This is a genomic window from Rhodovulum steppense, assembly GCF_004339675.1.
Lineage (GTDB): Bacteria > Pseudomonadota > Alphaproteobacteria > Rhodobacterales > Rhodobacteraceae > Rhodovulum > Rhodovulum steppense.
On the sequence record NZ_SLVM01000020.1, the window covers coordinates 1 to 25,490 of the forward strand.

Below are 25,490 nucleotides of genomic sequence, written 5' to 3' on the forward strand. Positions count from 1 at the left end.
TCCGCGCATAAGGGACGTCGTTACCGACGTCGCTATGCACGTGTCTTAGGCCATCAAGCCCCACGCAGGCAGGCGGTGGCAATCGGGCGGTTACCATGTTTGATGAGGCCGAGTTGAACAAGGCCGCCGTCAATATGGACAAAGCCCTCGAATCGCCGAGGGCCGTGCACACGGAAGATGAGCGTGACGGCGCGATCCACGCGGAGGTCATGCTATTCCTGGAGCAGGCCAACAGAGGGCCGGGGAAGGAGAGGGGGCGTACGGGCGACCGTGGCATAGTGCCGGACATTTCGGAGAATGTGTTGCCCGTCTACTTTCGAAAAAGTATTCAAGGACTTAAGGAGCGGATGCTTCAAGGCGAAGAAAACCCCTTCTCGCTGGTCTTCGTGGTCGATGTTCATGCGAGCAGGGTCGGCAGTGAGGTCAAGGGTTACACCGTCACGGAAATTCACGACAGCTTTCCGAGGGAAGAGTGAACCCAGCCCTTGGTGCGCTTGATACATAAGGCCGGAAATACCCCGGGGGGAGTCCGAAGGACGGGGGGCAGCGCCCCCCGCGGGTCGCCCGGGCGCAAGCCCGGGCGAAACCCGCTCAGCCCGCCGGGCGCGGCGCGCGCATCCAGAACCGCGCCATCATCGCCACCCCCGCCACCGCCAGCCCCGCGGCCAGCCCCAGCCACACGCCGACGCCGCCCCAGCCCAGCCCGAATCCCAGCCCCCAGGCCACGGGCATGCCCACCAGCCAGTAGCCCACCGCGGCAATGACCAGCGGCACGCGGGTATCCTGCACCCCGCGCAACAGCCCCAGCGCCATCACCTGCGCCGCATCGACCAGCTGGAACAGCGCCGCCGCCGCCAGCAGCCCGGTGCCCAGCGCGATCACCGCCGCCCGCCCCGGATCGGCGGGGTCGAGGAACAGCCCGATCAGCGGCCCCGGCAGCGCCAGGAACAGCCCCATCGAGGCCGCCGCCACAGCACCCGCCAGCCCCAGCGCCGCCAGCGCGCCCCGGCGCAGCGCCAGCGCATCGCCTCGCCCCATCGCGCGCCCCGCCCGGATCGTCGCCGCGTTCGACAGCCCCAGATGCACCATGAACACCGCCGAGGTGATCTGCAGCGCGATCCCGTGCGCCGCCAGCGGCACCGCGCCCAGCCAGCCCATCATCACGGATGACGCCGCGAACAGCCCGACCTCGGCCAGGTTGGTCAGCCCGATCGGCCAGCCCAGCCGGAAGACGCGCGCCAGCGCCTCGGCATCGGGCCGCCAGAAGCGGCGGAACAGCGTGTGCTCGGGCGTGGCGCGGATGACGTAAAGCACCATCACCCCCATCGCGGCCGTCTGCACGATCAGCGAGGCCAGCCCCGCGCCGCGGATGCCCATCTCGGGAAAGCCCCAATTGCCGAAGATCAGCAGGTAATTGGCCAGCGCGTTCAGCCCCACCGCCGCCAGCGTGACCCACAGCACGACCCGCGTGCGCTCCAGCGCGGCGAGGTAGCTCTTGAGCACCATCACCACCAGCGCCGGCACCATCCCCAGCCCGTGCGGCAGCAGGTAGTCCTGCGCCAGCGCCGCGATCCCCGGCGCCTGCCCGGCGGCCAGGAACAGCCGCCCCGACGCCAGGAACACCGGCAGCGTCAGCAGCCCGAAGCCGATCGAGATCCACAGCCCCATCCGCGTGACCCGGCGGATCTGCGCCGTCTCGTCCGCCGCCGCGGCGGTCGCCACCAGCGGCATCACCGCCCAGGCAAAGCCCGAGCCCAGCAGGAACAGCACGAAGAACAGCGCGCCGCCCAGCACCTCGGCGGCCAGCGCGTCGATGGAATAGCGCCCCAGCATGATCGCGTCGGTCAGCCCGATGGCGAATTGCGCCAGATGGCTGCCGATCAGCGGCAGGCCCAGCACCAGGACGGCGCGCAGATGGGCGGCATGGCCCAGGGGGGCGGCAGGGGCGGTCATCGCCCGCTGGTAGACCCGGCCCGCCCCCCCGGCAAGGGTCAAGCCATGCGGCAGGCGCATGGCGGGACTGCCCGATTGCGGGCCTTCCGGGCCGCGAATGCCGCAGTTCTGCCCGATTTGCTGTGGATAACGTCGCTGTCCGCCGGGCTTCCCGGGGCCGCCCCCCGCCGTTCCCATGCAAGGATCCGCCATGGCATCGTTTCGTTTCCCGTCGCCCGTCTCCGCCCGCCAGGCGGCCGCCCCCGTGAGACTGCCGCCCGGCTATTGCAATGGCGCGGGCTGGGTGCCGCGGATCGGCGACATCTTCCCCGATCTCGACGCCAGGACCACGCAGGGTCCGATCCGGTTCCACGACTGGGCCGAGGGGCGCTGGACGGTGCTGTTCAGCCAGCCCGGCGCCTTCACCCCGGTCTGCTCCACCGAACTGGCCGGTCTGGCCGAGATCGCCGCCGATCTCGACCGGCGCGGTGTGCAGGTGATCGGGCTTGCGCCCGACACGGTGGCCGATCTCACCGCCTGGTGCGTGGATGTCTCCGTCATGTTCGGCAATCCCGTCCGGTTTCCGATGATCTCCGATCCCGACGGCGCCATCGCGCGGGCCTGTGGCATGACCCACCCCAAGGAAAGCCCCGACCTGCCGATCCGCAAGACGCTGATCCTGGATCCGGCGCTGCGCGTGCGGATGGTCTTCGAATACCCGCTGCGGGTCGGACGCGGCACCGACGAGATCCTGCGCGTTCTGGATGCGCTGCAGGAGCGTGACAGGCTGGATGTGGCGATCCCCGGCGACTGGCAGCCGGGCGACCCGGTGCTGGTTCCCGTCGGCCTGTCCGACGACGAGGCCGATATCCGGTTCGGCGCGGGCGGCTGGCGCGCGCTGCGCCGCTATCTGCGGGTGCTGGCGCCAGCCATCGGGGACCGGGTCGGCGGGACGGTCGCCCTGCGCCAGCCCTGCACGCATTGAGCCGGGCCGCCCCGCCCCGCGCGCCGGACCGACCGGCGCGGCACAGCCGGTCCGGCACCGCAGGGACGAGCTTCACCGGGAAAGCGCCGCGCCCGCATCGCTGATCCTCCCGCGCCCCGCCCGGGCCGGGCCGGGCGCGAGAGGCCGACAAGCCGCGCGGCAGGAGGCTCAATCCTCGCGCGGCTTGCGCAGGTCGGGATGCAGCGAACTGCCGAGGATATGATCGGCCTTGTGCACGACATGCTCGGCCCGCCCGACGATCAGCGGATCGGGCGCGCGCACGATCCGCGTATCCTTGCCCGGATAGTCCAGCGAACTCAGGAAATGGCGCATGCAGTTCAGCCGCGCCCGCTTCTTGTCGTTGGACTTGACGATGGTCCAGGGCGCGTCGGCGGTGTCGGTATAGAAGAACATCGCCTCCTTGGCCTCGGTATAGTCGTCCCACTTGTCCAGGCTCGCCTTGTCGATCGGCGACAGCTTCCAGCGTTTCAGCGGATCGGTCTCGCGCGCCTTGAAGCGGCGGCGCTGTTCCTCGCGGCTGACCGAGAACCAGTATTTGTAAAGCCGGATGCCGGACCGCACCAGCATCCGTTCCAGTTCCGGGGTCTGGCGCATGAATTCCAGGTAATCGACGGGCGAGCAGAACCCCATCACCCGTTCCACGCCCGCGCGGTTGTACCAGGAGCGGTCATAGAACACCATCTCGCCCACGGTCGGCAACTCGCGGATATAACGCTGAAAGAACCATTGCCCGGTCTCTTCCCAGGTCGGCTTGTTCAGCGCGACGACCCGGGCCGAGCGCGGGTTCAGATGTTCCATGAACCGCTTGATCGTGCCGCCCTTTCCGGCGGCGTCGCGCCCCTCGAACAGGATCACGAATTTCTGCCCCGTCTCCTGCGCCCAGATCTGCACCTTCAGCAACTCGGCCTGAAGCCTGGCCTTCTGCGCCTCGTAGCTGCGGCGCGACATCCGCTCGCGATAGGGGTACTCGCCCGAGTCGAAGGCCTGCGCGATGGTCTCGGGCGCGGGCATGACGCGGGCGGGCGTTTCGGCAACGGGGCCGACGGGCGGGTCGGCGGCGGGGGGCAGGGTTGCGTCCATTCCATCCTCCTGCCGACGGCAGGCCGGCGCTTTCGAACGATTCTAACCCGCTTTCCCGACCCCGCCTTGAGCGATGTCAAAAACACGTTACAAAATCGTTACAATCCTCGCTCGGCCCGAGGCCCATTGCCCATCCGGGGCCAAAGCTGTTCTAATGCACCTCCAAACCACCAGAGGACGAGCAGCCCATGTCCGCCGACGACCTGCTTTCCGGCGCCAGCCGGGATACTTATGACGCCTCCTCGATCGAGGTGCTGGAGGGGCTGGAGCCCGTCCGCAAACGCCCCGGCATGTATATCGGCGGCACCGACGACCGGGCGCTGCACCATCTGGTGGCCGAGGTGCTGGACAACTCGATGGACGAGGCGGTGGCGGGTCACGCCACGCGGATCGAGGTCGAGCTGCATGCCGATCATTCGGTCACGATCCGCGACAATGGCCGCGGCATCCCGGTCGACCCGCACCCGAAATTCCCCGACAAATCCGCGCTCGAGGTGATCCTGTGCACGCTGCATGCGGGCGGCAAGTTCTCGGGCAAGGCCTATGAAACCTCGGGCGGGCTGCATGGCGTGGGGGTGTCGGTGGTCAACGCGCTGTCCGACCGGCTGCGGGTCGAGGTGGCGCGGGGCCGCGAACTGTTCGCGCAGGAATTTTCCCGCGGCATCCCGCAGGGCGGCCTGCAAAAGCTGGGCGCGGCGCCGAACCGGCGGGGAACCTCCGTCACCTTCCATGCCGACGAGGAGATCTTTGGCCATCACCGGTTCAGGCCCGCGCGCATGTTCCGGATGGCGCGCTCCAAGGCCTATCTGTTCTCGGGCGTGGAAATCCGCTGGAAATCCGCGATCGAGGATGGCGAGACGCCCCTCGAGGCCGTCTTCCACTTCCCCGGCGGGCTGGCCGACTACCTGACCGAGACGCTTGGCAAGGCCGCCACCTATGCCGACCGCCCCTTTGCCGGAAAGGTCGATTTCCAGTCGAAATTCGGCGTGCCCGGCTCGGTCGAATGGGCGATCAACTGGACGCCCTCGCGCGACGGCTTCATCCATTCCTATTGCAACACGATCCCCACCCCCGAGGGCGGCACGCATGAGGCCGGATTCTGGGCCGCCATCCTCAAGGGCATCCGCGCCTATGGCGAGCTGGCCAACAACCGCAAGGCCGCCCAGATCACGCGCGAGGATCTGCTGACCGGCGGCTGCGCCATGGTCTCGACCTTCATCCGCGAGCCCGAATTCGTCGGCCAGACCAAGGACCGCCTGGCCACGACCGAGGCCGCCCGGCTGGTCGAGGGCGCGGTGCGCGACCATTTCGACAACTGGCTGGCGGCGGACACGAAATCGGCGGGCGCGATCCTCGATTTCCTCGTGCTGCGGGCCGAGGAACGGCAACGGCGCAAGGCGGAAAAGGAAACGGCGCGGAAATCGGCCACCAAACGCCTGCGCCTGCCGGGGAAACTGGTCGATTGCTCGGCCACCTCGCGCGAGGGCACGGAACTTTTCATCGTCGAGGGCGACTCGGCGGGCGGGTCGGCGAAGATGGCGCGCGACCGGCGGATTCAGGCGCTTTTGCCGCTCAGGGGGAAAATCCTGAACGTGCTGGGCGCGGCATCCGCGAAACTGGGCAGCAATGCCGAGATCAGCGACCTGACCCAGGCGCTGGGCACCGGGATCGGTACGAAATTCAACATCGACGATCTGCGCTATGAAAAGATCATCATCATGACCGACGCCGATGTGGACGGCGCGCATATCGCCAGCCTGCTGATGACCTTTTTCTTCACCCAGATGCGCCCGCTGATCGACCACGGGCACCTGTACCTGGCCTGCCCGCCGCTGTTCCGGCTGACGCAAGGCGCGAAACGGATCTATGCGCTGGACGAGGCGGAAAAGGAGATGTGGCTGGAAAAGGGTCTGGGCGGCAAGGGCAGGATCGACGTTTCCCGCTTCAAGGGCCTGGGCGAGATGGACGCCAAGGACCTGAAGGAAACCACGATGGACCCCGCATCCCGCAAGCTGATCCGCGTGTCGATCGACGAGGACGAACCCGGCGAAACCGCCGACCTGGTGGAGCGCCTGATGGGCAAGAAACCGGAATTGCGGTTCCAGTATATCCAGGAGAATGCGAGGTTCGTGGAGGAGGTGGATGTTTGAGGGAAATCGAAATTGCTTTACGCATTATTGGTTAAGGTTTTCGGAGAAACAAAGGTGCGCAGATGGCACCAGTTGGTAGCACGTGCCGCACGGATCAATACGGGCGAAGTCAACGTAAGGCGATTTGAAAAACTTCAGAGCCGCGTTCGACCGACCACGCGGATTGCGCTAGACACAACTGTCTTCCAGATCGCCAATTACGAACGTGGCGCGTGGTACTCAACGGGAAAAGCAATGTGGGGAGATTTCGAGATAGACACCGGCTTTGCCGGCCCGATGAACCCAGTTTTTCCCACCTCTCAACAAGAGCAGATTCCTTTCCTTTACTCCCTTTGTGAACTTGCCCGGAATGGCACAGTAACATTTGTTTTGCTACCAACCGTGGAAGGTGAGAAAGCTGAGGCGAAGGATAAACATTCGCGATCACTCGGCTGCACTCCCTTAGACCATGGCATTCGATACCAGCAGCTCGAATTTTCCTGCACCCGAATGAAGTTCTCGCATTCGGTTTCTTGGGGACCTTTAACCAAACGCAAGGAGGATGAGTGTAAGTTTGATATTGGTCGCCACTCGTTGATATTTCATCACCTTCGTGGTAAATCTCAACAAAAGGATGCATGGCACTTGATGATATGCGATGCCTTTGGCGTTGACGTATTTCTTACCGTGGATGAAAAATTCATCCGATCATTTCGTCAGATTGAGGAACGACTTGTGAACTTGGGGTTTGGAACCAAAGTAATGACACCAAAAGAATTTTGCGAAGCCTGCAACCTACGACCAACACACCCGCCGGACGCTGATCCTCAAGCAATAATGCGCGGATCAATTCGATAGCAAGCGTAGCGTGGGTGCCAACCCACCACCGGGCCACACCCCTACCCTCCCCCCATCCCCGCCCTACCTCCTGAGGGGCAACGACCCGACTGAGCCCCCATGCTGCGCCCGCTTGCCCTTGCCCTGACCCTCGCCGCCCCGGCGCTCGCCGTGCACCCGTAGGGTGGGTGCCAACCCACCACCCGGCCAACGGTGGGTTGGCACCCACCCTACCCCCCCCCGCGCTCCTGCGGGGCAGGGATCCGGCGGCGCCCCGGTCTAGCGGTAAAGCGAGGCCAGCAGGCGGTCGGGGGCTGCGATCGGGCCTTCGCCGGTCAGGATCGCGGCAAGGCCCGGATCGGCCAGCAGGGCGGCCAGCACCCGTAGGGTGGGTGCCAACCCACCACTCCCCACCCCCCACCCACCCCCCGGCCCGGGCATTCCCGGACCGGCGGCTTTCCCGGGGCGGGGGTCATTTCCGGTCGAAGAAGCCTTCGCCCGCCTGGGCCAGCAGGTCCTTGCCCAGCCCCCGCAGGGTGGGGGCCAGCCCGCCGACCCCGGCCCCCCTCCGCACGCCGCGTTAACCGCCCGCCCGTCCGAAAAGGTCATATGGAATTCATATGGAAGTCAGATGCGTTTCCGATCGCCGTTTCCCGGCCGGGCAACGCCGTTAACCCGAGTCGCGGATGCCCCGTCCCGCTACCGCCGTCCCCGCTTGCCGCCCCGCTGTCCGGCCCGTCCCGCCGTCGACCGGCCCCCGGATCCGACCGCTGCCTCCACCGCGTCGTCCACCGCCGATTGTCGCGCCAGCGGGTCGTCGGACAGCACCAGGTCTACTGCCTCCAACCTCTTGATTTCATCGCGCAATCTGGCGGCTTCCTCGAATTCCAGGTTCTCGGCGGCCTTGCGCATCGCCGCGCGCAGCCCGTCCAGATGCGCTTCCAGATTGGCGCCATGCAGCTTGCCGACCTTGGCGGTGACGCGGTTCATGTCCACGTCGCCCTTGTAGAGCCCGGCCAGGATGTCCTCGACATTCTTCTTCACCGTCTCCGGCGTGATCCCGTGCAAGTCATTGTATGCAATCTGTTTTTCCCGCCGCCTCTCGGTCTCGCGCATCGCGCGTTCCATGCTGCCGGTGATCCGGTCGGCATACATGATGACCCGGCCCTCGGCATTGCGCGCCGCCCGCCCGATGGTCTGGATGAGGGACGTTTCGGACCGCAGGAACCCCTCCTTGTCGGCATCCAGAATGGCCACCAGCCCGCATTCGGGAATGTCCAGCCCCTCGCGCAGCAGGTTGATGCCGACCAGCACATCGAACGCCCCCAGCCGCAAATCGCGCAGGATTTCAATGCGTTCGATGGTGTCGATGTCGCTGTGCATATAGCGCACCCGGATCCCCTGCTCATGCAGATACTCGGTCAGATCCTCGGCCATGCGCTTGGTCAGCGTCGTGACCAGCGTGCGGAACCCCCGCGCCGCGACCCTGCGCACCTCGTCCAGCAGGTCGTCCACTTGGCAATCGACGGGGCGGATCTCGATCTGCGGATCCAGCAACCCGGTGGGCCGGATCACCTGTTCCACGAACACCCCCCCGGTCTGCTCCATCTCCCAGGCCGCAGGCGTCGCCGAGACGAAGACCGATTGCGGCCGCATCGCGTCCCATTCCTCGAATTTCAGGGGTCGGTTGTCGGTGCAGGAGGGCAGGCGGAACCCGTGCTCGGACAGCGTGACCTTGCGCCGGAAGTCGCCCCGGTACATGCCGCCGATCTGGGGCACGGTGACATGGGATTCATCTGCGAAAACAATGGCATTGTCGGGGATGAACTCGAACAGCGTGGGCGGCGGCTCGCCCGGCGCGCGGCCCGTCAGATAGCGCGAATAGTTCTCGATCCCGTTGCAGACGCCGGTCGCCTCCAGCATTTCCAGGTCGAAATTCGTGCGCTGCTCCAGCCGCTGCGCCTCCAGCAGCTTGCCCTCCTGCACGAACTGGTCCAGCCGCTGGCGCAGCTCCTTGCGGATCGCCTGGACCGCCTGCTGCATCGTCGGCTTGGGCGTGACGTAGTGGGAATTGGCATAGACCCGGATGCGGTCGAAGGTGTCGGTCTTCTGGCCTGTCAGCGGGTCGAATTCGGTAATCGCCTCAAGCTCTTCGCCGAAGAACGACATCCGCCAGGCGCGATCCTCCAGGTGCGCGGGCCACAGTTCCAGCACATCGCCCCGGACCCGGAAGCTGCCCCGCTGGAACCCCTGGTCGTTGCGCCGGTATTGCTGCGCCACGAGGTCCGCGATCACCTTGCGCTGGTCATAGCTCTGGCCCACGACCAGGTCCTGGGTCATCGCGCCATAGGTCTCGACGCTGCCGATGCCGTAGATGCAGGACACGGACGCCACGATGATCACGTCGTCGCGTTCCAGAAGCGCGCGGGTGGCCGAGTGGCGCATCCGGTCGATCTGTTCGTTGATCTGGGATTCCTTCTCGATATAGGTGTCGCTGCGCGGCACATAGGCTTCGGGCTGGTAGTAGTCGTAGTAGCTGACGAAATACTCGACCGCGTTCTCGGGGAAGAAGCCCTTGAATTCGCCGTATAATTGCGCGGCCAGCGTCTTGTTGGGCGCCAGGATGATGGCGGGGCGCTGGGTTTCCTCGATCACCTTGGCCATGGTGAAGGTCTTTCCCGTCCCGGTCGCCCCCAGCAGCACCTGGTCGCGTTCCCCGGCATTCACGCCCCCGGCCAGCGCGGCGATGGCGGTGGGCTGGTCGCCCGCGGGCTGGAACTCGGTGCGCATGACGAAGCGCCGGCCGCCCTCCAGCTTCTCGCGCGGGCGAGTCGGGGCAGGGGGGGCGTCCAGCGCGGGCGGTTCGGTCGAATAGGGCATGGCGGCGATTCCTCGGACGGCTGTCCCAGACTTGCCCTCCGGGGCGCGGCATTCAAGGGGCAGGCTTCTCGGGGCGCGGCGGGTTGTATCCTGCGGTATGCCGCCCCTTGCAGGCCCCGGCCCGAAGCCCCATAACAGGCGCAGCAGGATTTGGGGAGGACGTCACGCCATGCGCGCCCGCATCTACCAGCCCGCCAGGACCGCGATGCAGTCCGGCCAGGCCAAGACCCATCACTGGATTCTGGACTTCGCCCCCGCCTCCGCCCGCGAGATCGACCCGCTGATGGGCTGGACCAGTTCCGACGACACCCAGTCGCAGGTCCGGCTGACCTTCGACAGCCGCGAGGCCGCCGAGGATTACGCCCGTCGCCACGGCATCGACGCGGTGGTGATCCGCCCCAGGACGCGCAAGCCGAATATCCGGCCGATGGGCTATGCCGAGAATTTCGCGGTCGACCGCCGGGCTACCTGGACCCACTGAGCGCCTGTTGTAAATCGGGGCAAAGATGTCTCGGAATCCTGCCAAGGAACCCGCGAGGACCATCCCTGTTCAACATATGGGGTGCCTTGTGGGGGCCTCCTTCGGATGTTGCGTCCTTGGCTTGGCGGTTTGCAGGATTGCGATCAGTGGCTCCGACTGACACGAAGAAAGGCAAGGCGGGGACACGCTGGCCGATCTTCTGCTGGAGACGGAGAAGGCTGAGCCTGTTTGGCTGAACTCGCTGGACGAAGTGGCCGACTTCCTTCGTGCGGTGCCGAACCGATGCGTGCGAATGGGCCGTGACATCGAGGCATATTCTCATTGACGGAGAGCCGATCTGGGATCCCGGCCCAAAGCGGTTGCCGAATGGTGCGGCGCGCCTCACCATTCCCGTCATACTCTGTCTTCCTGGGCGCGCAGGTGGTGTAGCGTGATCGCTTCAGTGGCTGCTCAAGGAAGATCGGTTGTCGATCAGGTGGGTGTCGGAATAGGCAAAGAATACCGACCCTTTACGGGCCGCGGCCCACGGGCTGGCCGGGTCGGAATGCGGCGTGAACCTGGGCTGGACCGCGCTGGCGGCACCGAACGCGGCCTCGTCCAGTGTGTCGAGATACTCGCGAACCGCGCGGGGCGCATCGGCCGGGTCGATCCGTGCCGCGTCCCAGTCCTCCTTCGGCGTCGAGTTCTGCTTGTTGGCATCCGCCTCGATCGGCTGGCGTCGACCGCCATACGCTGGCCGCCGACACGACCTTCGGCGATGCACCGTGCGACGATCGTCTCGAACAGGTGCCGCAGCAACTCGCTGTCACGAAACCGGCCGTGGCGGTTCTTCGAGAAGGTCGAGTGATCCGGCACCCTGTCGGAAAGATCGAGGCGGCAGAACCAACGATACGCCAGATTCAGATGCACCTCCTCGCACAGCCGCCGCCCCGACCGGATGCCGAAGCAATAGCCGCCCAGAAGCATCCGGATCAGCAGTTCGGGATCGACAGATGGCCGCCCCGCTGGTCGGATTTACAGCTTGCACAACCGGTACCGCCCGGGCAAAACGACGCGCAAGCGGCCCCGTAGCTCAACTGGATAGAGCAGGCGACTTCTAATCGCCAGGTTGAGGGTTCGAGTCCTTCCGGGGTCGCCATCCGGGGTCGCATCCGTCTATTTTCCGACTTGCCACACGGAAATGGCATGGATAGAACAATATATGAACACGGGAGCGCTGCTGACAAGGCAGCAGTGTTGCCCTGCCCAAGCGGTGGTTGCGTCGGACAGGAGCGAGCCAGCATGTTGTCATCGGTGGAGCTGTGCGCTGGCGCTGGCGGTCAGGCCCTCGGGCTGGAACAGGCGGGTTACGCCCATGAGGCGCTGGTGGAGATCGACCCGCACTGCTGTGCGACGCTCCGCGCGAACCGACCCCGATGGACCGTGGTCGAGGATGATCTTCGTCTGTTCAAGGAGCGTGCCGCCGACTTCCGGGGCGTTGACCTGGTGGCCGGGGGGTTGCCCTGTCCGCCGTTCTCGGTGGCAGGCAAGCAACTCGGAGCGCGTGACGAACGCAACCTTTTCCCCGATGCCATCGAGATTGTCGACGCGATCCGCCCCCGGGCCGTGATGATAGAAAACGTCCGGGGCTTCCTCGACGCCGTGTTCCACGACTACCGTGAGGGGCTCAAGCGGCAACTCGGGAAGCTCGGATACACGACCGACTGGCGGCTGCTGAACGCATCTCACTTCGGGGTGCCGCAACTCCGGCCCCGTGTCGTGATTGTCGCTGTTCGCGCGGATCTTGCGGATGGCTTTGAGTGGCCCGAGGAACAGCATCACAACCCGCCGACCGTGGGCGATGTCCTTCACGACATGATGGCCGCGCGCGGCTGGCCCGGGGCGGTGGCGTGGCGGCGGCGTGCGGACGAGATCGCCCCCACGATCGTCGGCGGGTCGAAAAAGCACGGCGGCCCCGATCTGGGGCCGACACGCGCGCGCCGGGCATGGGAGACGCTGGGCGTGAACGGCAAGTCGATTGCCGAGGAACCCCCGGCACCCGACTTCGTGGGGATGCCGCGCCTGACCGTGGAGATGGTGGCCCGCATTCAGGGCTTCCCGGATGACTGGCACTTCGTCGGACGCAAGACGGCTGCCTACCGTCAGGTGGGCAATGCCTTCCCGCCGCCGGTGGCCCGGGCCGTCTCAAGGCAGGTGGCTTCCTGCCTCTCCCGTCCGCGCCTGCATTCGGTCGGCGCCTGACCTCGACCCCGGCGCGCGCCCGTGCAACATTCCATGTCAGACAACGACACGGGAATCATCGGATTTGCGAAGGAAGTTGCCCACCAGCGTTGTCGCTGCTGGACATCCCGACCACGAAATACTCAGTGCGATCGCAGGCGAGCTTGAACGGCGCGCGGGTGCAGCCGGGAGCCTTGCGCGCAAGGTTCCGCCCCTCCTGCGCGAGGTCATCGACGATGTGATCCAGACGCCCAGGACCGGGCGGCGCTCCTATGATGAGCTGGAGAAGACCGAGAAGACATATATCGGGACACGCGTCGAGATCATGCTTCGCGCGCTCCTCGATCTGCCCCGGGGCCGCTTGGACGCCGTTGTGCTTGGCCATGACACGGACATCAAGCACACGATGGGCAAGAACTGGATGATCCCGTCCGAGGCACTCGGGCATCCCTGCATCCTTGTTGCCGCCGATGAGGGTCGGGCGCGCTGCTACCTGGGGCTCATCGTTGCGCGCCCCGAATACCTGACCGCCGGAACCAACCGTGACGCAAAGCGGAGTGTATCCGCCGACGGCTTCCGGCACATCCTCTGGATCTTTGCTGACCATCCCTATCCCCCCAATTTCTGGCGCACCGTTCCACCCGGGGCGGTGGATCGCATCTTCTCCGGGGAAAGCGGCAACGCTCGGGTGATGGCGTTGTTCCGCGAGGTGTCGGGCGTGCCTGTCTCCCGGGAGATTGTGCAGGGGGTTGCCCGCCAGAAGGACTTCATGCGGCGCATCCGTGCAGACGATGGCCGTGGCACGCGGGACCGGCTGGCTGCGGAGGGTATCCTCCTTCTGTCCAGCACCTATGACGGGCCGCTCATCCGTCAGCTTGGTCTCCCCAAAGGTGACTTCATCTCCTGTCGTCCGACAACACCCGGGGAACTCGCGGCGGCGCGTGCGGCAGGCTGGCGGGTCTAGGGGCCGACAGGATCGGCCCCGATCACCTCACCGGAAGCTGCGGCTGTCCTTGATCTGGTCCCAGGCCCAGACCACCTCCTGCAACCGGTCCTCGTCGGCGCGGTTGCCGCCATTCATGTCCGGGTGCAGATCCTTGACCAGCGACTTGTACTGCTTGCGGATCTCCAGCTTGGTCCAGTTGTCCTCCGCGCCCAGGATCTCCAGCGCCTTGCGCTCGGTCGGCGGCAGCCGCCGCGTCGCGCCCTGCTTGCGCCCCGGATTGCGCGTGGCATTCTCGCCCAGCACCTGCATCGGATCGTCCACCCCCAGCCGCGACCAGGCCCGCTGTTCGTCGCGATTGCCAAAGGGCTTGGTCTCGCGCTCCCACACCCGGTCCTTGTCGATCTGGGCCTCGAACTCCTCCTCGCTCACGCCATGGAAGAAGTTCCAGCGCAGGTTGTATTCCCGCACATGCTCCTTGCAGAACCACAGGTACTCGTCGAGATGGTCGGGCGATTTCGGCGCACGGTACTGCCCCGGCAGGTCGCAGCCGGGATGCTCGCAGACCCGCTGCGAGGTCTCGAACGCCCCGGACATCCCGCGCCGCCCGCGCGTGCGCTTCTTCTTGTCCGCCGAGACGGAGATGTCGAACCCGAAGGGATCGGTTTTCGTCATGGCCTGTGCCCTTTGCGACTCGGACCAGAGAGTTTAGTCAGTTGAGTGTGAGAATGAAGGGGGCGCAGGACGAAAAATGAGCATTGCCGAGGAAATCCGTGACCGTCTGATGGCGGAACTCGCCCCCGGGCATCTCGACGTGGTCGATGACAGCGAACGCCATCGCGGCCATTCCGGCTGGCGCGAGGGCGGCGAGACGCATTTCCGCGTGACCATCACCGCGCCCGCCCTTGCGCCGCTGTCGCGGATCGAGCGGCATCGCGCCATCCACCGCGCCCTGGGCCCCGATCTGGTCGCCCGCATCCACGCGCTGGCGCTCGACATCCGGGTCTAGATCCGGGTCTAGTCGTCCCGTGCCGGGCCCAGCGGACGGCCCGGCCGCGGCCCCGGCGCCCGGCTCGGGGCGCCCAGGCTCGGCACCCCCGGCGGCACGCCCCGCCCGGCAAATGGCGACAGCGAGGCCGCCGCCGCCGCCGCGATCGCCTCGGGGCTGTCGGGCAGCGCGCGCCCTTCGCCCGGCATCCGCGCCCGGCGGAACACCAGCAGGTTCTGCGTGACCTCGATCCGCCCGGTCAGCCCCTTGCGCTCGCTGCAGGGCAGGCTCTCGGCGCGCTGGTATTCCCAGCCCTCGGCCGCCATCGCGTTCAGGATCTCGGTCAGCGCCAGCGCAAACCGATCCGCCGCCCCGTTCGTCCCCTTCACCCGCTTGCCCCGCTCGGGGGCAGGCAGCACCCTGTATTCGTAAACGCTCATCGCTTGCACGCCCCCGCGCACCCCGTTGTGTTTTGCCCGATCCTGGCCCGACTGATTCTGACACCCTTTCGGTTGCAGTCCTCCGCGGCGTCAAAACCCATGGACGAGTTGTCCCCTGTCCGGCGAAGTTGCGTTCATTCCGGGAAATCTCATGCCATCAAGCGGTTGCAGAAACTTTCCCGGCGCGGTGCAGACGACGCGGCACCTGACCCGAAATACAGGCGCCAGGCGCTTCGTGAAAGCCGAATATCATGTTACCGTGAAGCGGTTGCAAGGTACCTGCAACTGAATGAGGGGGGTATCTCATGTCGAAATTCCTGAAGACAACCGCCTTGGCCGCAGTGGCGGCTCTGGGCATGACGGGCGCGGTCTCCGCGGCCACGTTCCAGGGGACGATCCCGGGCGGCACGGCGGTCAATGACGGTCTGGTTCCGGTCTACGGTGCCGGAACGACCGAGCGCGACGGCTGGTATGGCGGGCAACTCTGGCTGTTCGGCACCGACGTGACGCTGACCTTCGATTTCCTGGGCAGCGAAGCGGGCTTCAACAACTCGTTCTGGTTCAACGGCAACCCGTTGTTCGCAACCGGCGGGAACACGAACAACTGGTGCACGGTCGACTGCACCGTCCCGCTTGCCAGCGTCTCCGTGTCCGGCCTGTCCACCGGTCTGCTGGACTTCAAGTTCGTCACACCGGTCGGTGAGGCCGTGAACGGGTCCAATCCGGACAACACCACGCCCACCGTCCCGAACTTCTTCCTCAGCTTCGACGGGGCCAACCCGAAAGCGGCTTCGGGCACGTCGGTCGTGCTCTGGCTCGATGATGGTGGCGCGAGTGGCGACGACAACCATGACGACATGGTCGTGCGGATCCGGATCGACAATGGCTCGATCTCGGTCATCCCGCTGCCGGCGGCCGGCTGGCTGCTGCTCGCGGGCCTCGGCGGGCTCGGCGTGGTCGCGCGGCGCAAGAAGTCGTAACGCATCGTCCCGTCTCATGGACGGACCCGAACGGCGGCCCCGGCGGCCGCCGTTTCCTGTTCTGCCCCGGACGAGGCGACCCCCGGTCAGGATTCCGAAAGCGCCATCAGCGCCCCCGCGATCCGCGCGCGCAACCGTGCTGCCTTCTCGTGGTTATAGGCCATATGCGCGGGATCGAAGACCCGCAACGCCGCCTCGACATGGCGCAACGCCGACTTGAGGTGGAGAGTCGGACTGATCGTGCACCCATTCTCCGCAATAGCGACCTCCGCCAGTGCCATGTTCTCCTGCATCATGGCCCAGTCCACCGGGTGCGCGGCCTCGGTGAAGACGCGCAGCGCTTCGCGAAAGGCGGCGACGGCCTCGCCCAGCAGCGCCGCGCCCCGCGGCCCGGCGGTGCGCGCGCCCCGGGTCTGGAGCGCATTTCCGAGGTTCTGCATCGTCATGGCCCAGTCCACCGGGTGGTCGACCTCTGTGCGGACACGCAGCGCGGCGCGACAGGCGGCGGCGGCCTCGCCCAGCAGCGCCACGCCTTCCGGCCCGGCGGCGCGGTTGCCCTGGGTCTCGATCACATTTCCGAGGTTCTGCATTGTCAAAGCCCAGTGCGCCGGGTGCGCGTCCTCGGTGAAGATGCGCAACGCTTCGCGATAGGCGGCGACGGCCTCGGCCAGGAGGGACGAACCCTCCGGGCCAACGATGCGGCTGCCCTGGGTCTGGAGCGCATTTCCGAGGTTCTGCATCGTACTGGCCCAGTCCAACGGGTACTCGACCTCGGTGCGGATGCGCAGCGCGGCACGAATTGCGTCGATGGCTTCGCCCAGTAGTGCCAAGCCCGCCGAACCGGCGGTGCGGGTGCCCTGGGTCCGGAGTGCAAGGCCAAGGTTCTGCATTGTCGTGGCCCAGTCCGCCGGGTGTTCGGCCTCGGTGAACACGCCCAGTCCGCGGCGATAGGCGGCGGCAGCCTCGTCCAGAAGCGCCGTGCCCTCTGGCCCTGCGGTGCGGCTGCCCAAGGTCTGGAGCGCATTGCCGAGATTGTTCTGCGCGCCTGCCCAGTCCCGCGGGGTTTCGTCCCTGTCCAGCCCGTCCAGCGCGGCGCGCCCCATGCGCGCCGCCAGCGCCAGCCCCGGCCCGCCATAGCGCCGCCCGTGATCGGAGAGCCGCTTCGCATAGCCTATCCGCCGCCGCGCCGGTTCGTGTTTTTCGACCGAGGCGAAGCTGTCGGCGGCGGCGCAGAGCAGGCGCCAGGCGTCCTCCACCCGCCCGCGCATCAGCGCGTTGCGCGCCCGCGCCTCCTTGGTCTCTGCGGCGATCTCGGTTTCCACCTCGTCGACGCGGGACAGGAGCGTTTCCACCTCGTCGAAATCCAGCCGCTCGGCGGCGTCCTGCGCCGCCCCCTTGAGGTTCGCGATCGCCGCCACCCGGTCGTCCAGCGCGTCGATCGCGTGGCGATACTCTCGGTATTCCTCGGCCTTCTTGGTCAGGAAATCGAGCAGCGCGCCGGGGGCGGTCATGCCCTTCGCGCCGAACTTGCCCGCCAGCGCGGTCAGGTCCGCAACCGGCACGCCGTCCGGTTGGTCCTGCGGAATCAGGCCCTGCCGGATCAGCAGGTCCACCACCTGTTGCGGGACCTTGTCGATCTTCCCCTCGATCCGGTCCAGATCGCCCAGCACCTCGGCCATGAAGGCGGGTGTCAGATCGTCGGCGAAGCTCCGGCTTTCCAGCAGCCGCGCGAAGGCGGGGGTGACGATGGCCCGAAACAGGTCGGGCATCGGCGGTCTTGTATGTTCGATCTCGGTATGGCGGGCCAGCATGGTCGCGACGATCCGCCCGGCATCCATCCCGTCCGCCACGATCTGCCGCGGGTCGGGCAGGGCGGTCTCCACCATCTGTTCGAACAGGATCTCGGCTTCGAGCCGCAACTCGTGCTTCATGCCGTCGAATGTGGCCCGCGCCTCGGCGGTCAGATCGTCGGCCATCGTCCCGATGCCCGGCGGCGCCCTGGCCAGCAGGTTGCGTGCAAGGTCGCGGATCTCGACGCCGGTTCTCAGCCCGTCCAGCAGGCTTGGCTTTGCCACGAAACCGCCGATGGCAACGATCAGCTTGATCCCGTTTTTCAGGGGGTCGGCCATGGGCGGCGGTCCAATCGACAACACAATGCCGCCCAGCCTAGGCCGGGGCGGGGGGGCCGATCAAGCGGCGGCCCGCCCGCGAAAAAGGTCATATGGAATTCATATGGAAATCATATGGAATTCCGATCCTCACGGCGCCGTGAGGCGGATCAGAGCCCCAGCTTCCGCGCGACGATCTCGCCCGTTGCCTGCGGGTTGGCCTTGCCCCCCGTGGCCTTCATCACCTGGCCCACGAACCAGCCTGCAAGCTTCGGATTCTGCTTGGCTTTTTCCACCTGCGCCGGGTTCGCCGCGATGCATTCGTCGACCGCCGCCTCGATCGCCGACAGGTCGGTGACCTGCCGCATCCCCCGCGTCTCGACGATTTCGCCCGGATCCCCGCCTTCGGTATAGACGATCTCGAACAGGTCCTTGGCAATCTTGCCGGAAATGTCGCCCGAGGTGATAAGGTCGATGATCTTTCCCAGTTGTTCCGGGCTGACGGGGCTGTCGGTAATCTCCCGGTCATCTTTCCTGAGCCGTCCGAACAGCTCGTTGATGACCCAGTTCGCCGCCGTCTTCCCGTCCCGCCCTTTCGCCACCTCCTCGAAATACCCCGCCGAATCCACCTCCGCCGTCAATACGCCGGCATCGTATTCGGTCAGGCCGAAGTCGTTGACAAAGCGGGACTTTTTCTCGTCGGGCAGTTCGGGCAGCGCGGCCTTGATCTCGTCCACCCAGGCCTGGTCGATCTCCAGCGGCAACAGGTCGGGGCAGGGGAAGTAGCGGTAGTCATGCGCTTCTTCCTTCGAGCGCATCGACCGCGTCTCGCCCTTGTCGGGATCGTAGAGCCGGGTTTCCTGCACGACCTGGCCGCCATCCTCGACGATGGCGATCTGGCGCCGGGCCTCGTACTCGATCGCGGCCTGGATGAAGCGCATCGAGTTCATGTTCTTGATTTCACAGCGCGTTCCCAGCGCGTCCTTGTCGCCCGCAAGCCATGCCTCATAGGCGCCGGGGCGGCAGATCGAGACGTTCACATCGGCGCGCAGGTTGCCGTTCTGCATGTTGCCGTCGCAGGTGCCCAGATAGCGCATGATCTGGCGCAGCTTGCCGACATAGGCCGCCGCCTCCTCGGGGCCGCGGATGTCGGGGCGGCTGACGATCTCCATCAGCGCGACGCCGGTGCGGTTGAGATCGACAAAGGACATGGCGGGATCCATGTCGTGGATCGACTTGCCCGCATCCTGTTCAAGATGGATGCGCTCGATCCGCACAAGCCGCGCGATGCCCGGCCCCATGTCGACCAGCACTTCGCCCTCGCCGACGATGGGGTGGTAAAGCTGGCTGATCTGATAGCCCTGCGGCAGGTCGGGGTAGAAATAGTTCTTGCGGTCAAAGGCCGAGACAAGGTTGATCGCCGCCTTCAGCCCCAGCCCGGTGCGCACGGCTTGCGCCACGCAGAACTCGTTGATCACGGGCAGCATGCCGGGCATCGCGGCATCGACAAAGGCGACATTGGCATTGGGCTCGGCGCCAAAGGCGGTCGAGGCGCCCGAGAACAGCTTGGCGTTCGAGGCCACCTGGGCATGGACCTCGAGCCCGATCACCAGTTCCCAATCGGCCTTGGCGCCGGAGATCACCTTGGGTTTGGGGGCTTGATAGGCAAGGTCGAGCATCGGGGCGGTCCTTTCTCAGCGGAGCCTGTCTAAGGCAGGGGGCGCGCGCGGGCAAGGGGGACGGGGCGGCGGAGGATTGCCGATCGGCCCCCCCGCGATCGGCGGCGCATCGCGCATGTCCGAAGGGCAGGGTTGCCCGATGACCCCTTGCCGGGCATTACCCCCCGGCCGGTCAAACTGCGTCCGGTGCAACACCAGGACGACCGATGCGCCTTTTGCCGCTTGCCCTCTGCCTTGTCATGGCCGCCAGCGGATGCGTGAAATCCCCCGACAGCGCCAGCCGCGCTGCCTACTTCCCCGGGGATCTGCCGCGGATGGGATGGGATCACCGGCCCGAGGCGCCCGCCTGGACCGAGGCAAGCCTGCAAGCATTGTCGAGCCATGGCGCAACGCTGGCCCAGACCGTCCCGGCCGATATCGCGCATTGGTGCCCGGCCTATCAGAAAGCGGGAACGGCGCAGCGGCAGGCCTTCTGGGCGGGGATGTTCTCGGCGCTGGCCAAGCATGAAAGCACCTGGAACCCGCAGGCGGTCGGCGGTGGCGGGCGCTGGTTCGGGCTGTTGCAGATCTCTCCGGCTACCGCGCGTCATTACGGGTGCATGGCGACCAGTGGCGAGGCGCTGAAGGACGGTTCGGCCAATATCAGCTGCGCGATCCGCATTGCCTCGCGCACCGTGCCGCGCGATGGCGTGGTGGCGGCGGGCCGTGGGGGCGTTGCCGCCGATTGGGGGCCGATGTCGGTTTCGGCCAAGCGCGAGGAAATCGCCGCCTGGACCCGGTCACAGCCCTATTGCAGGGGCTGAGCGGCGCGGATTTCATCCCTTGCGGCAGCGCCCGCCCATTCGACGGGCAGGGGACACTGCCCAGCCTTGCGGCATTGGCGCCGCGTTGATATCTGCCCCTCAAGCCCGATAGTTTCCATCGGAAAACGCGTGCGAGGCAGGTCTTGAGTTCCCTTACCCCCCGGCTGGAAATCCAGAACATCACCCGCGTCTTTGGCGGGCGGACGGTGGTCGATGACGTGTCGCTCAAGGTCATGCCGGGGCAGGTGACCTGTCTGCTGGGGCCTTCGGGCTGCGGCAAGTCCACGACGCTGCGGGTGATCGCGGGTGTGGACATGCAGGACAGCGGCAATATCTTCATCGACGGCAACCTGGTCTGCGACACGGTGTTCCGCGTGCCGCCCGAGCGCCGCTCTGTCGGGCTGATGTTCCAGGATTTCGCGCTGTTCCCGCATCTGAGCGTGGCCGAGAACGTCGCCTTCGGGCTCAGCGGCAGCCGCGCCGAGAAACGCCGCCGGGTCGAGCAGTTGCTGGAGCGGGTGGACCTGCTGGGCCATATCGACGATTACCCGCACCAGCTTTCGGGTGGCGAACAGCAGCGCGTGGCGCTGGTGCGCGCGCTTGCGCCGCGGCCCAAGATCATGCTGATGGACGAACCCTTTTCGGGGCTGGACAACCGGCTCAGGGACGAGATCCGCGACGACACGCTGAGCGTTCTGAAGGAAGAGGGCGCCGCCGTTCTGCTGGTCACGCACGAGCCCGACGAGGCGATGCGCATGGCCGACGAGATCGCGTTGATGCGGCACGGCAAGATCGTGCAGCAGGGCGCACCCTACAACATCTACAACGCGCCGGTAGACCGGGCTGCGGCGGCTTTCTTCAGCGATATCAACGTGATCCGGGGCAAGGTCAAGAACCTTCTGACGGAAACCGCCTTTGGTCAGTTCCTGACGCCCGCCATGCCCGATGGCTCCGAGGTGGACATCATCATCCGCCCCCAGCATATCCGCATCGACTTCGACCGCAACGGCCGCGGCCCGAACCCGACGCCCGAAACCGGCGTGGCGGCGCGCGCGGTGGTGGAGCGCGCCCGCTTCATGGGCTCGGAAAGCCTGGTCGAGTTCCGGATGGATTATGACGGCACGATGCTGAAGGTGACCGTGCCCGCGGTGTTCCTGCCCCGGCCGGGCACGGCGATGTGGCTGATGATCCGGCGCGACCGCTGCTTCGTCTTCCCCGCGCCGGGACATGAACGCGCGGCCTGACGGGGTGCAGTCGGCGGAATTCGGCAAATAATCGCGAGATCGCGATGGAATGGGTCTTTGATCTGGCCGTTGGACCCAATAGATGTGACAGACAGAATTCCATGCGGGGCGCGGGGTGCGCCCGCCAGACAATCGGAGATTGACATGGGAGTTGGAAACATCGGGGTTGGTGGCCTGCTGCTGATCGCTGTCGTCGTGCTGGTGCTGTTCGGACGGGGGAAAGTCTCGTCTCTGATGGGCGAGGTCGGCAAGGGCATCAGTGCCTTCAAGAAGGGCGTCAAGGAAGAGACGGAAGAGGCCAAGCAAAGCCTCGAGGCCGCGCGCGACGTCACCCCCGAACAGGAGAAGGACAAGGCCTGATCCGCCTGTCCCGCGCATAGCCCCATGTTCGACCTCGGCTGGACCGAACTTCTGCTGATCGGCATCGTGGCGCTGATCGTGGTGGGCCCCAAGGACCTGCCGGGCATGTTCCGCACGCTTGGCCGCTTCACCGCCAAGGCGCGCAACATGGCGCGCGAGTTCCAGCGCGCCATGGACGATGCCGCCGACACGGCCGGCATGAAGGACACGGTCAAGGACCTGAAGGACATCGCCAATCCGCGCAAGATGGGCCTCGACACGCTGAACGAGGCGGCCGAGGCCTTCGAGAAATGGGAACCGAAGCGGTCCCCCGGCGCACCGACCGCCGACACCGCGACGCCCCCGGGGACCGCGGCGCCTTCGGCAACGGCCCCCGCAGCCGCGCCCGCCCCCGAGACCAAGAGCGACGCATGAAGACCGAAGAGATCGACGACAGCTCTGCCCCGCTGATCGAGCATCTGGCGGAACTGCGCACGCGGCTGATCTATTCGGTCTCGGGCTTCATCACGGCCATGGTGGCCTGTTTCCTCGTGTGGCAGCCGATCTTCAACTTCCTGACCCGGCCGATCTGTTCGGCGCTGGCCTCGCGCGGGCAGGATTGCGGGCTCTACCTCATCAAGTTGCAGGAAGGCTTCTTCGTCGCGATCCAGATTTCGCTGGTGGGCGGGCTTGCGCTGGCCTTCCCGCTGATCGCCTACCAGATGTGGCGCTTCGTGGCGCCGGGACTTTACCGCTCGGAAAAACGCGCCTTCCTGCCCTTCCTGATCGCCTCGCCTTTCATGTTCTTCCTCGGCGCGTCCTTCGCCTATTACGTTGTCACGCCGCTGGCCTTCGATTTCTTCCTCGGCTTCCAGCAGGTCGGTGCGATCCCGGTCGAGGGCGGCGAGGTCATGTCGCAGACTGCGGGCGTGACCTTTCACGGCTCGGTGCAGGAATACCTGTCGCTGACGATCAAGTTCGTGCTGGCCTTCGGGCTGTGCTTCCAGTTGCCGGTGCTGCTGACGCTGATGGGCAAGGCGGGGCTTGTCTCGGCGGCGGGTCTGGGGTCGATGCGCAAATATGCGGTGGTCGCCATCCTTGTGCTGGCAGCCCTTGTCACGCCGCCCGATGTCATCACGCAGATCATCCTGTTCGTGGTGGTCTACGGGCTTTACGAGATCTCGATCCTTCTGGTCCGCCGCGTCGAGAAGAAGCGCGAGAAGGAGCTTCGCGAACAGGGGCTTTGGTTCGAGGATGACCCGGACGATGACCCGCTGATGAAGGAGTTCGACCAGGGCGGGGACGCGCGCCCGTGACCGGGGCGGATGCGCTCAGACGGATTGCCGAGGCGCTGGAACGGATGAGCCCCGCCCCCGCCGAGGCCCCCGATTTCGCAGGTGCCGATGCCTTTGTCTGGCATGTCGCGCCCGACCGTCTGGCCCCGGTGGCCGAGGTGAACCGGGTGGACCTGGGCCTGTTGCAGGGGATCGACCGCGCCCGCGACACGCTGCTGGAGAATACCCGCCATTTCGCGCAGGGACTGCCCGCGAACAACGCGCTTTTGTGGGGCGCGCGCGGCATGGGCAAGTCGAGTCTCGTCAAGGCGATCCATGCGGCCATCGTGGCCGAGGGACACGCGCTGAAGATCGTCGAGGTCCAGCGCGAGGATCTGCCCAGCATCGGGCGGCTGCTGACGCTGCTGCGCGCGGCCCCCGACCAGCGGTTCATCCTGTTCTGCGACGACCTGTCCTTTTCCCATGACGACCAGCATTACAAGTCGCTCAAGGCGGTGCTGGATGGCGGGATCGAGGGGCGGCCGGGCAACGTGGTGTTCTATGCCACCTCGAACCGGCGCCACCTTATGCCGCGCGACATGATCGAAAACGAACGCTCTACCGCGATCAGCCCGTCCGAGGCGGTCGAGGAAAAGGTTTCCCTTTCGGACCGCTTCGGGCTGTGGCTGGGCTTTCACCCGTGCAGCCAGGACGAATATCTCGCGATGATCCGCGGCTATTGCGACGCCCATGGCATAGCCATCGACGATGCGACGCTGCGGGCCGAGGCGATCGAGTGGCAGGCCACGCGCGGGGCGCGTTCGGGGCGGGTGGCCTGGCAGTTCTTCACCGATCTCGCCGCGCGCCGCGGCGTCCGGATCTGAGCGCGCGCGCCTTCCTCCTGGTCCGGATATCCGAATTCCTCCAGGATCACGGCGTCAGATAAGGCATCGGATCGACGCTTTCGAAGCCTTTGCGGATCTCGAAATGCAGGAAGGCGGGGTTGCCTGCGCGCACTTGGGCCAGCGTCTGGCCGCGCTTGACCGTGGCGCCCTTCTCGACCGCGATCCCGTCGATATTGGCATAGACCGACAGCATGTTGTCGGGGTGGCGCACCACGAGGATCGGTACCTGTTCGGTGTCTCGGGTGATCGCGGCGACGGTGCCGTCTGCGGCCGCCTTCACCGGGCTGCCCGCGCGGGCCGAGATGTCGATCCCGTCATTCTTGCCCTTTTGATAGCCGCGGATGATGCTGCCCTGCACCGGCATCGCGAACCGGGCCTGGGTGGTGCTTTCGGACTTCATCTGCGGCGAGGCGGGCGCGGCGGCGGTCGGCGGCGGGGCGGCCGCTGGCGTTGTCGTCTGCTCGCGCGGCAGGGGCGTCGCGGCGCTGGGCGGGGTGGGGGCGGCCGATCCGGCGCCGGGGCGGGTTGCCACGACGGCGGGCGCGGCGGCGACCTCGCGCGCAGGGGTCGGGATCAGCAGAAACTGCCCCTCGCGCACCGCCATGTCGGGGCCAAGCCCGTTCCAGTCGGCCAGCGCGCGCGGCGTCACGTTGTAGAGCCGGGCTATGGAATAGGCGGTCTCTCCGCGTTCGACGCGGTGGCGCACCGGTTCCTGCCCGCGCGGCGCAGCGGGGGCCACGGCCGACGCCGATTGCTGGCCCGAGCGCTGGATCGCGTCGCCCGCGATGTTGGTGATGTCGATCCGGTCATCGCTGCGCAGCCCGCCAATGGCGGTGCCGCCATCCGGCACACGGCGGGGCAGGGCAATGATCTCGCCTTCCCGCAGACGGGCATCGCGCGAGATGCCGTTGTGGCGCGCCAGTTCCTCGGCCGGCAGGCCCACGCGGTTCGCCACATCGCCCAGGTTGTCGCCGCGCCGGGCCACCGCCACCTGGTAATTCGCATAGGAAATCACACCGCGGGAATCCGGATCCGGGCGCGGGCCGCTCTCGACCCTGACAGCCTGAGCTCCGCTGCCGCCCATGTCGCGGAAATCGTAATCCCAGCCGCTTTCGCAGCCAGCCAGCAACCCGGCCCCAAGCCCCAGGGCAAGGACGCGGGCGGGCAAGCGGGCGGCATGGTCGGAGATGGACATCGCTCGATCCTCGCTGATGCGGGGCCC

At 66.5% G+C, this 25,490-nt stretch carries 23 protein-coding genes, 1 tRNA gene and 1 pseudogene; 16 read left to right on the forward strand and 9 right to left on the reverse strand.

Annotated elements, in window-relative coordinates; all coding sequences use genetic code 11:
* The first annotated feature begins 95 nt into the window (after nucleotides 1-95).
* A complete protein-coding gene (locus EV216_RS12960) occupies nucleotides 96-476 on the forward strand; it encodes a hypothetical protein (protein ID WP_132695959.1) in 381 nt (126 codons plus the stop codon).
* Between the two features lie 115 nt (nucleotides 477-591).
* Here EV216_RS12960 and EV216_RS12965 read toward each other — a convergent pair whose 3' ends face one another.
* Nucleotides 592-1,953 (reverse strand): MATE family efflux transporter, encoded by a 1,362-nt coding sequence (locus tag EV216_RS12965; RefSeq protein WP_132695960.1) that lies wholly within the window; start codon nucleotides 1,951-1,953, stop codon nucleotides 592-594.
* 244 nt (nucleotides 1,954-2,197) lie between these two features.
* On the opposite strand from EV216_RS12965, the gene EV216_RS12970 reads away from it, so the two are divergent.
* A complete protein-coding gene (locus tag EV216_RS12970) occupies nucleotides 2,198-2,917 on the forward strand; it encodes a redoxin domain-containing protein (protein WP_165899244.1) in 720 nt (239 codons plus the stop codon).
* Nucleotides 2,918-3,085: 168 nt separating this feature from the next.
* Here the strand turns inward: EV216_RS12970 and ppk2 are convergent, their stop codons facing one another.
* The gene (ppk2, locus tag EV216_RS12975; RefSeq protein WP_132695962.1) at nucleotides 3,086-4,018 is read right to left on the reverse strand and encodes a polyphosphate kinase 2; all 933 of its coding nucleotides are present in this window, start codon (nucleotides 4,016-4,018) and stop codon (nucleotides 3,086-3,088) included.
* Nucleotides 4,019-4,206: 188 nt separating this feature from the next.
* Between ppk2 and parE the strand changes: the two genes are divergently transcribed.
* Both parE and EV216_RS12985 read left to right on the forward strand, forming a co-directional pair.
* A complete protein-coding gene (gene parE / locus EV216_RS12980; protein ID WP_132695963.1) occupies nucleotides 4,207-6,168 on the forward strand; it encodes a DNA topoisomerase IV subunit B in 1,962 nt (653 codons plus the stop codon).
* Nucleotides 6,169-6,180: 12 nt separating this feature from the next.
* Nucleotides 6,181-7,005 carry a hypothetical protein gene (locus EV216_RS12985; protein WP_132695964.1) on the forward strand — a complete coding sequence of 275 codons (825 nt, stop codon included), beginning with the start codon at nucleotides 6,181-6,183 and terminating at the stop codon, nucleotides 7,003-7,005.
* Between the two features lie 678 nt (nucleotides 7,006-7,683).
* Here the strand turns inward: EV216_RS12985 and uvrB are convergent.
* Complete coding sequence (gene uvrB, locus EV216_RS12990; RefSeq protein WP_132695965.1) at nucleotides 7,684-9,864, reverse strand: excinuclease ABC subunit UvrB; 2,181 nt, start codon at nucleotides 9,862-9,864, stop codon at nucleotides 7,684-7,686.
* Nucleotides 9,865-10,033: 169 nt separating this feature from the next.
* On the opposite strand from uvrB, the gene EV216_RS12995 reads away from it, so the two are divergent.
* Nucleotides 10,034-10,345, forward strand: coding sequence for an ETC complex I subunit (locus EV216_RS12995; protein WP_132695966.1), 312 nt, complete (start codon nucleotides 10,034-10,036; stop codon nucleotides 10,343-10,345).
* Between the two features lie 466 nt (nucleotides 10,346-10,811).
* Here EV216_RS12995 and EV216_RS13000 read toward each other — a convergent pair.
* Nucleotides 10,812-11,347: pseudogene (locus EV216_RS13000) on the reverse strand (transposase); the annotation flags it as partial.
* 59 nt (nucleotides 11,348-11,406) lie between these two features.
* Here EV216_RS13000 and EV216_RS13005 point away from each other — a divergent pair.
* The 3 genes from EV216_RS13005 to EV216_RS13015 all read left to right on the forward strand — a co-directional run bounded on the left by EV216_RS13005 (nucleotide 11,407) and on the right by EV216_RS13015 (nucleotide 13,529).
* Nucleotides 11,407-11,483, forward strand: a tRNA-Arg gene (locus EV216_RS13005).
* 143 nt (nucleotides 11,484-11,626) lie between these two features.
* Nucleotides 11,627-12,586 (forward strand): DNA cytosine methyltransferase, encoded by a 960-nt coding sequence (locus tag EV216_RS13010; protein WP_132695967.1) that lies wholly within the window; start codon nucleotides 11,627-11,629, stop codon nucleotides 12,584-12,586.
* A 76-nt stretch (nucleotides 12,587-12,662) separates the two neighbouring features.
* Entirely contained in the window at nucleotides 12,663-13,529 is an 867-nt protein-coding gene (locus tag EV216_RS13015; protein ID WP_341539364.1) for a NaeI family type II restriction endonuclease, read from the forward strand.
* Nucleotides 13,530-13,556: 27 nt separating this feature from the next.
* On the opposite strand, the gene EV216_RS13020 is transcribed toward EV216_RS13015, so the two are convergent.
* Nucleotides 13,557-14,183: a J domain-containing protein gene (locus EV216_RS13020; protein WP_132695969.1), complete on the reverse strand. Its 627-nt coding sequence runs from the start codon at nucleotides 14,181-14,183 to the stop codon at nucleotides 13,557-13,559.
* Nucleotides 14,184-14,259: 76 nt separating this feature from the next.
* On the opposite strand from EV216_RS13020, the gene EV216_RS13025 reads away from it, so the two are divergent.
* Nucleotides 14,260-14,517, forward strand: coding sequence for a BolA family protein (locus EV216_RS13025; protein WP_132695970.1), 258 nt, complete (start codon nucleotides 14,260-14,262; stop codon nucleotides 14,515-14,517).
* Between the two features lie 8 nt (nucleotides 14,518-14,525).
* Here EV216_RS13025 and EV216_RS13030 read toward each other — a convergent pair whose 3' ends face one another.
* A complete protein-coding gene (locus tag EV216_RS13030) occupies nucleotides 14,526-14,936 on the reverse strand; it encodes a DUF4177 domain-containing protein (protein ID WP_132695971.1) in 411 nt (136 codons plus the stop codon).
* Between the two features lie 305 nt (nucleotides 14,937-15,241).
* On the opposite strand from EV216_RS13030, the gene EV216_RS13035 reads away from it, so the two are divergent.
* Entirely contained in the window at nucleotides 15,242-15,916 is a 675-nt protein-coding gene (locus tag EV216_RS13035; RefSeq protein ID WP_132695972.1) for a VPLPA-CTERM sorting domain-containing protein, read from the forward strand.
* Between the two features lie 86 nt (nucleotides 15,917-16,002).
* On the opposite strand, the gene EV216_RS13040 is transcribed toward EV216_RS13035, so the two are convergent.
* Complete coding sequence (locus tag EV216_RS13040) at nucleotides 16,003-18,045, reverse strand: tetratricopeptide repeat protein (RefSeq protein WP_132695973.1); 2,043 nt, start codon at nucleotides 18,043-18,045, stop codon at nucleotides 16,003-16,005.
* A gap of 149 nt (nucleotides 18,046-18,194) precedes the next feature.
* Nucleotides 18,195-19,703, reverse strand: a complete 1,509-nt coding sequence (gene gatB / locus EV216_RS13045; protein WP_132695974.1) for an Asp-tRNA(Asn)/Glu-tRNA(Gln) amidotransferase subunit GatB — start codon at nucleotides 19,701-19,703, stop codon at nucleotides 18,195-18,197.
* Between the two features lie 206 nt (nucleotides 19,704-19,909).
* Between gatB and EV216_RS13050 the strand changes: the two genes are divergently transcribed.
* The 6 genes from EV216_RS13050 to EV216_RS13075 all read left to right on the forward strand — a co-directional run bounded on the left by EV216_RS13050 (nucleotide 19,910) and on the right by EV216_RS13075 (nucleotide 24,247).
* Entirely contained in the window at nucleotides 19,910-20,506 is a 597-nt protein-coding gene (locus EV216_RS13050; protein ID WP_132695975.1) for a transglycosylase SLT domain-containing protein, read from the forward strand.
* A 143-nt stretch (nucleotides 20,507-20,649) separates the two neighbouring features.
* Nucleotides 20,650-21,750, forward strand: a complete 1,101-nt coding sequence (locus EV216_RS13055; protein WP_243642077.1) for an ABC transporter ATP-binding protein — start codon at nucleotides 20,650-20,652, stop codon at nucleotides 21,748-21,750.
* Between the two features lie 144 nt (nucleotides 21,751-21,894).
* Nucleotides 21,895-22,110 carry a twin-arginine translocase TatA/TatE family subunit gene (tatA, locus tag EV216_RS13060; protein WP_132695976.1) on the forward strand — a complete coding sequence of 72 codons (216 nt, stop codon included), beginning with the start codon at nucleotides 21,895-21,897 and terminating at the stop codon, nucleotides 22,108-22,110.
* A 24-nt stretch (nucleotides 22,111-22,134) separates the two neighbouring features.
* Nucleotides 22,135-22,524, forward strand: a complete 390-nt coding sequence (gene tatB / locus EV216_RS13065) for a Sec-independent protein translocase protein TatB (RefSeq protein ID WP_132695977.1) — start codon at nucleotides 22,135-22,137, stop codon at nucleotides 22,522-22,524.
* Nucleotides 22,521-23,405, forward strand: coding sequence for a twin-arginine translocase subunit TatC (tatC, locus tag EV216_RS13070; RefSeq protein ID WP_132695978.1), 885 nt, complete (start codon nucleotides 22,521-22,523; stop codon nucleotides 23,403-23,405). Before tatB ends, tatC begins: the two co-directional genes overlap by 4 nt.
* 44 nt (nucleotides 23,406-23,449) lie before the next feature.
* A complete protein-coding gene (locus EV216_RS13075) occupies nucleotides 23,450-24,247 on the forward strand; it encodes an ATP-binding protein (protein ID WP_132696012.1) in 798 nt (265 codons plus the stop codon).
* 46 nt (nucleotides 24,248-24,293) lie between these two features.
* Here EV216_RS13075 and EV216_RS13080 read toward each other — a convergent pair whose 3' ends face one another.
* A complete protein-coding gene (locus EV216_RS13080) occupies nucleotides 24,294-25,463 on the reverse strand; it encodes a peptidoglycan DD-metalloendopeptidase family protein (protein ID WP_132695979.1) in 1,170 nt (389 codons plus the stop codon).
* Nucleotides 25,464-25,490 lie beyond the last annotated feature (27 nt).

What these genes read in the sequence shown, in the direction of transcription:
- EV216_RS13020 (WP_132695969.1), bottom strand. Translation starts at nt 14,183, where the DNA reads ATGACGAAAACCGATCCCTTCGGGTTCGACATCTCCGTCTCGGCGGAC.
- uvrB (WP_132695965.1), bottom strand. Translation starts at nt 9,864, where the DNA reads ATGCCCTATTCGACCGAACCGCCCGCGCTGGACGCCCCCCCTGCCCCG.
- EV216_RS12960 (WP_132695959.1), top strand. Translation starts at nt 96, where the DNA reads ATGTTTGATGAGGCCGAGTTGAACAAGGCCGCCGTCAATATGGACAAA.
- tatA (WP_132695976.1), top strand. Translation starts at nt 21,895, where the DNA reads ATGGGAGTTGGAAACATCGGGGTTGGTGGCCTGCTGCTGATCGCTGTC.
- EV216_RS13075 (WP_132696012.1), top strand. Translation starts at nt 23,450, where the DNA reads ATGAGCCCCGCCCCCGCCGAGGCCCCCGATTTCGCAGGTGCCGATGCC.
- ppk2 (WP_132695962.1), bottom strand. Translation starts at nt 4,018, where the DNA reads ATGGACGCAACCCTGCCCCCCGCCGCCGACCCGCCCGTCGGCCCCGTT.
- tatB (WP_132695977.1), top strand. Translation starts at nt 22,135, where the DNA reads ATGTTCGACCTCGGCTGGACCGAACTTCTGCTGATCGGCATCGTGGCG.
- EV216_RS12995 (WP_132695966.1), top strand. Translation starts at nt 10,034, where the DNA reads ATGCGCGCCCGCATCTACCAGCCCGCCAGGACCGCGATGCAGTCCGGC.
- EV216_RS13040 (WP_132695973.1), bottom strand. Translation starts at nt 18,045, where the DNA reads ATGGCCGACCCCCTGAAAAACGGGATCAAGCTGATCGTTGCCATCGGC.
- tatC (WP_132695978.1), top strand. Translation starts at nt 22,521, where the DNA reads ATGAAGACCGAAGAGATCGACGACAGCTCTGCCCCGCTGATCGAGCAT.
- EV216_RS13050 (WP_132695975.1), top strand. Translation starts at nt 19,910, where the DNA reads ATGCGCCTTTTGCCGCTTGCCCTCTGCCTTGTCATGGCCGCCAGCGGA.
- EV216_RS13080 (WP_132695979.1), bottom strand. Translation starts at nt 25,463, where the DNA reads ATGTCCATCTCCGACCATGCCGCCCGCTTGCCCGCCCGCGTCCTTGCC.
- EV216_RS13030 (WP_132695971.1), bottom strand. Translation starts at nt 14,936, where the DNA reads ATGAGCGTTTACGAATACAGGGTGCTGCCTGCCCCCGAGCGGGGCAAG.
- gatB (WP_132695974.1), bottom strand. Translation starts at nt 19,703, where the DNA reads ATGCTCGACCTTGCCTATCAAGCCCCCAAACCCAAGGTGATCTCCGGC.
- EV216_RS13010 (WP_132695967.1), top strand. Translation starts at nt 11,627, where the DNA reads ATGTTGTCATCGGTGGAGCTGTGCGCTGGCGCTGGCGGTCAGGCCCTC.
- parE (WP_132695963.1), top strand. Translation starts at nt 4,207, where the DNA reads ATGTCCGCCGACGACCTGCTTTCCGGCGCCAGCCGGGATACTTATGAC.
- EV216_RS13035 (WP_132695972.1), top strand. Translation starts at nt 15,242, where the DNA reads ATGTCGAAATTCCTGAAGACAACCGCCTTGGCCGCAGTGGCGGCTCTG.
- EV216_RS13025 (WP_132695970.1), top strand. Translation starts at nt 14,260, where the DNA reads ATGAGCATTGCCGAGGAAATCCGTGACCGTCTGATGGCGGAACTCGCC.
- EV216_RS12965 (WP_132695960.1), bottom strand. Translation starts at nt 1,953, where the DNA reads ATGACCGCCCCTGCCGCCCCCCTGGGCCATGCCGCCCATCTGCGCGCC.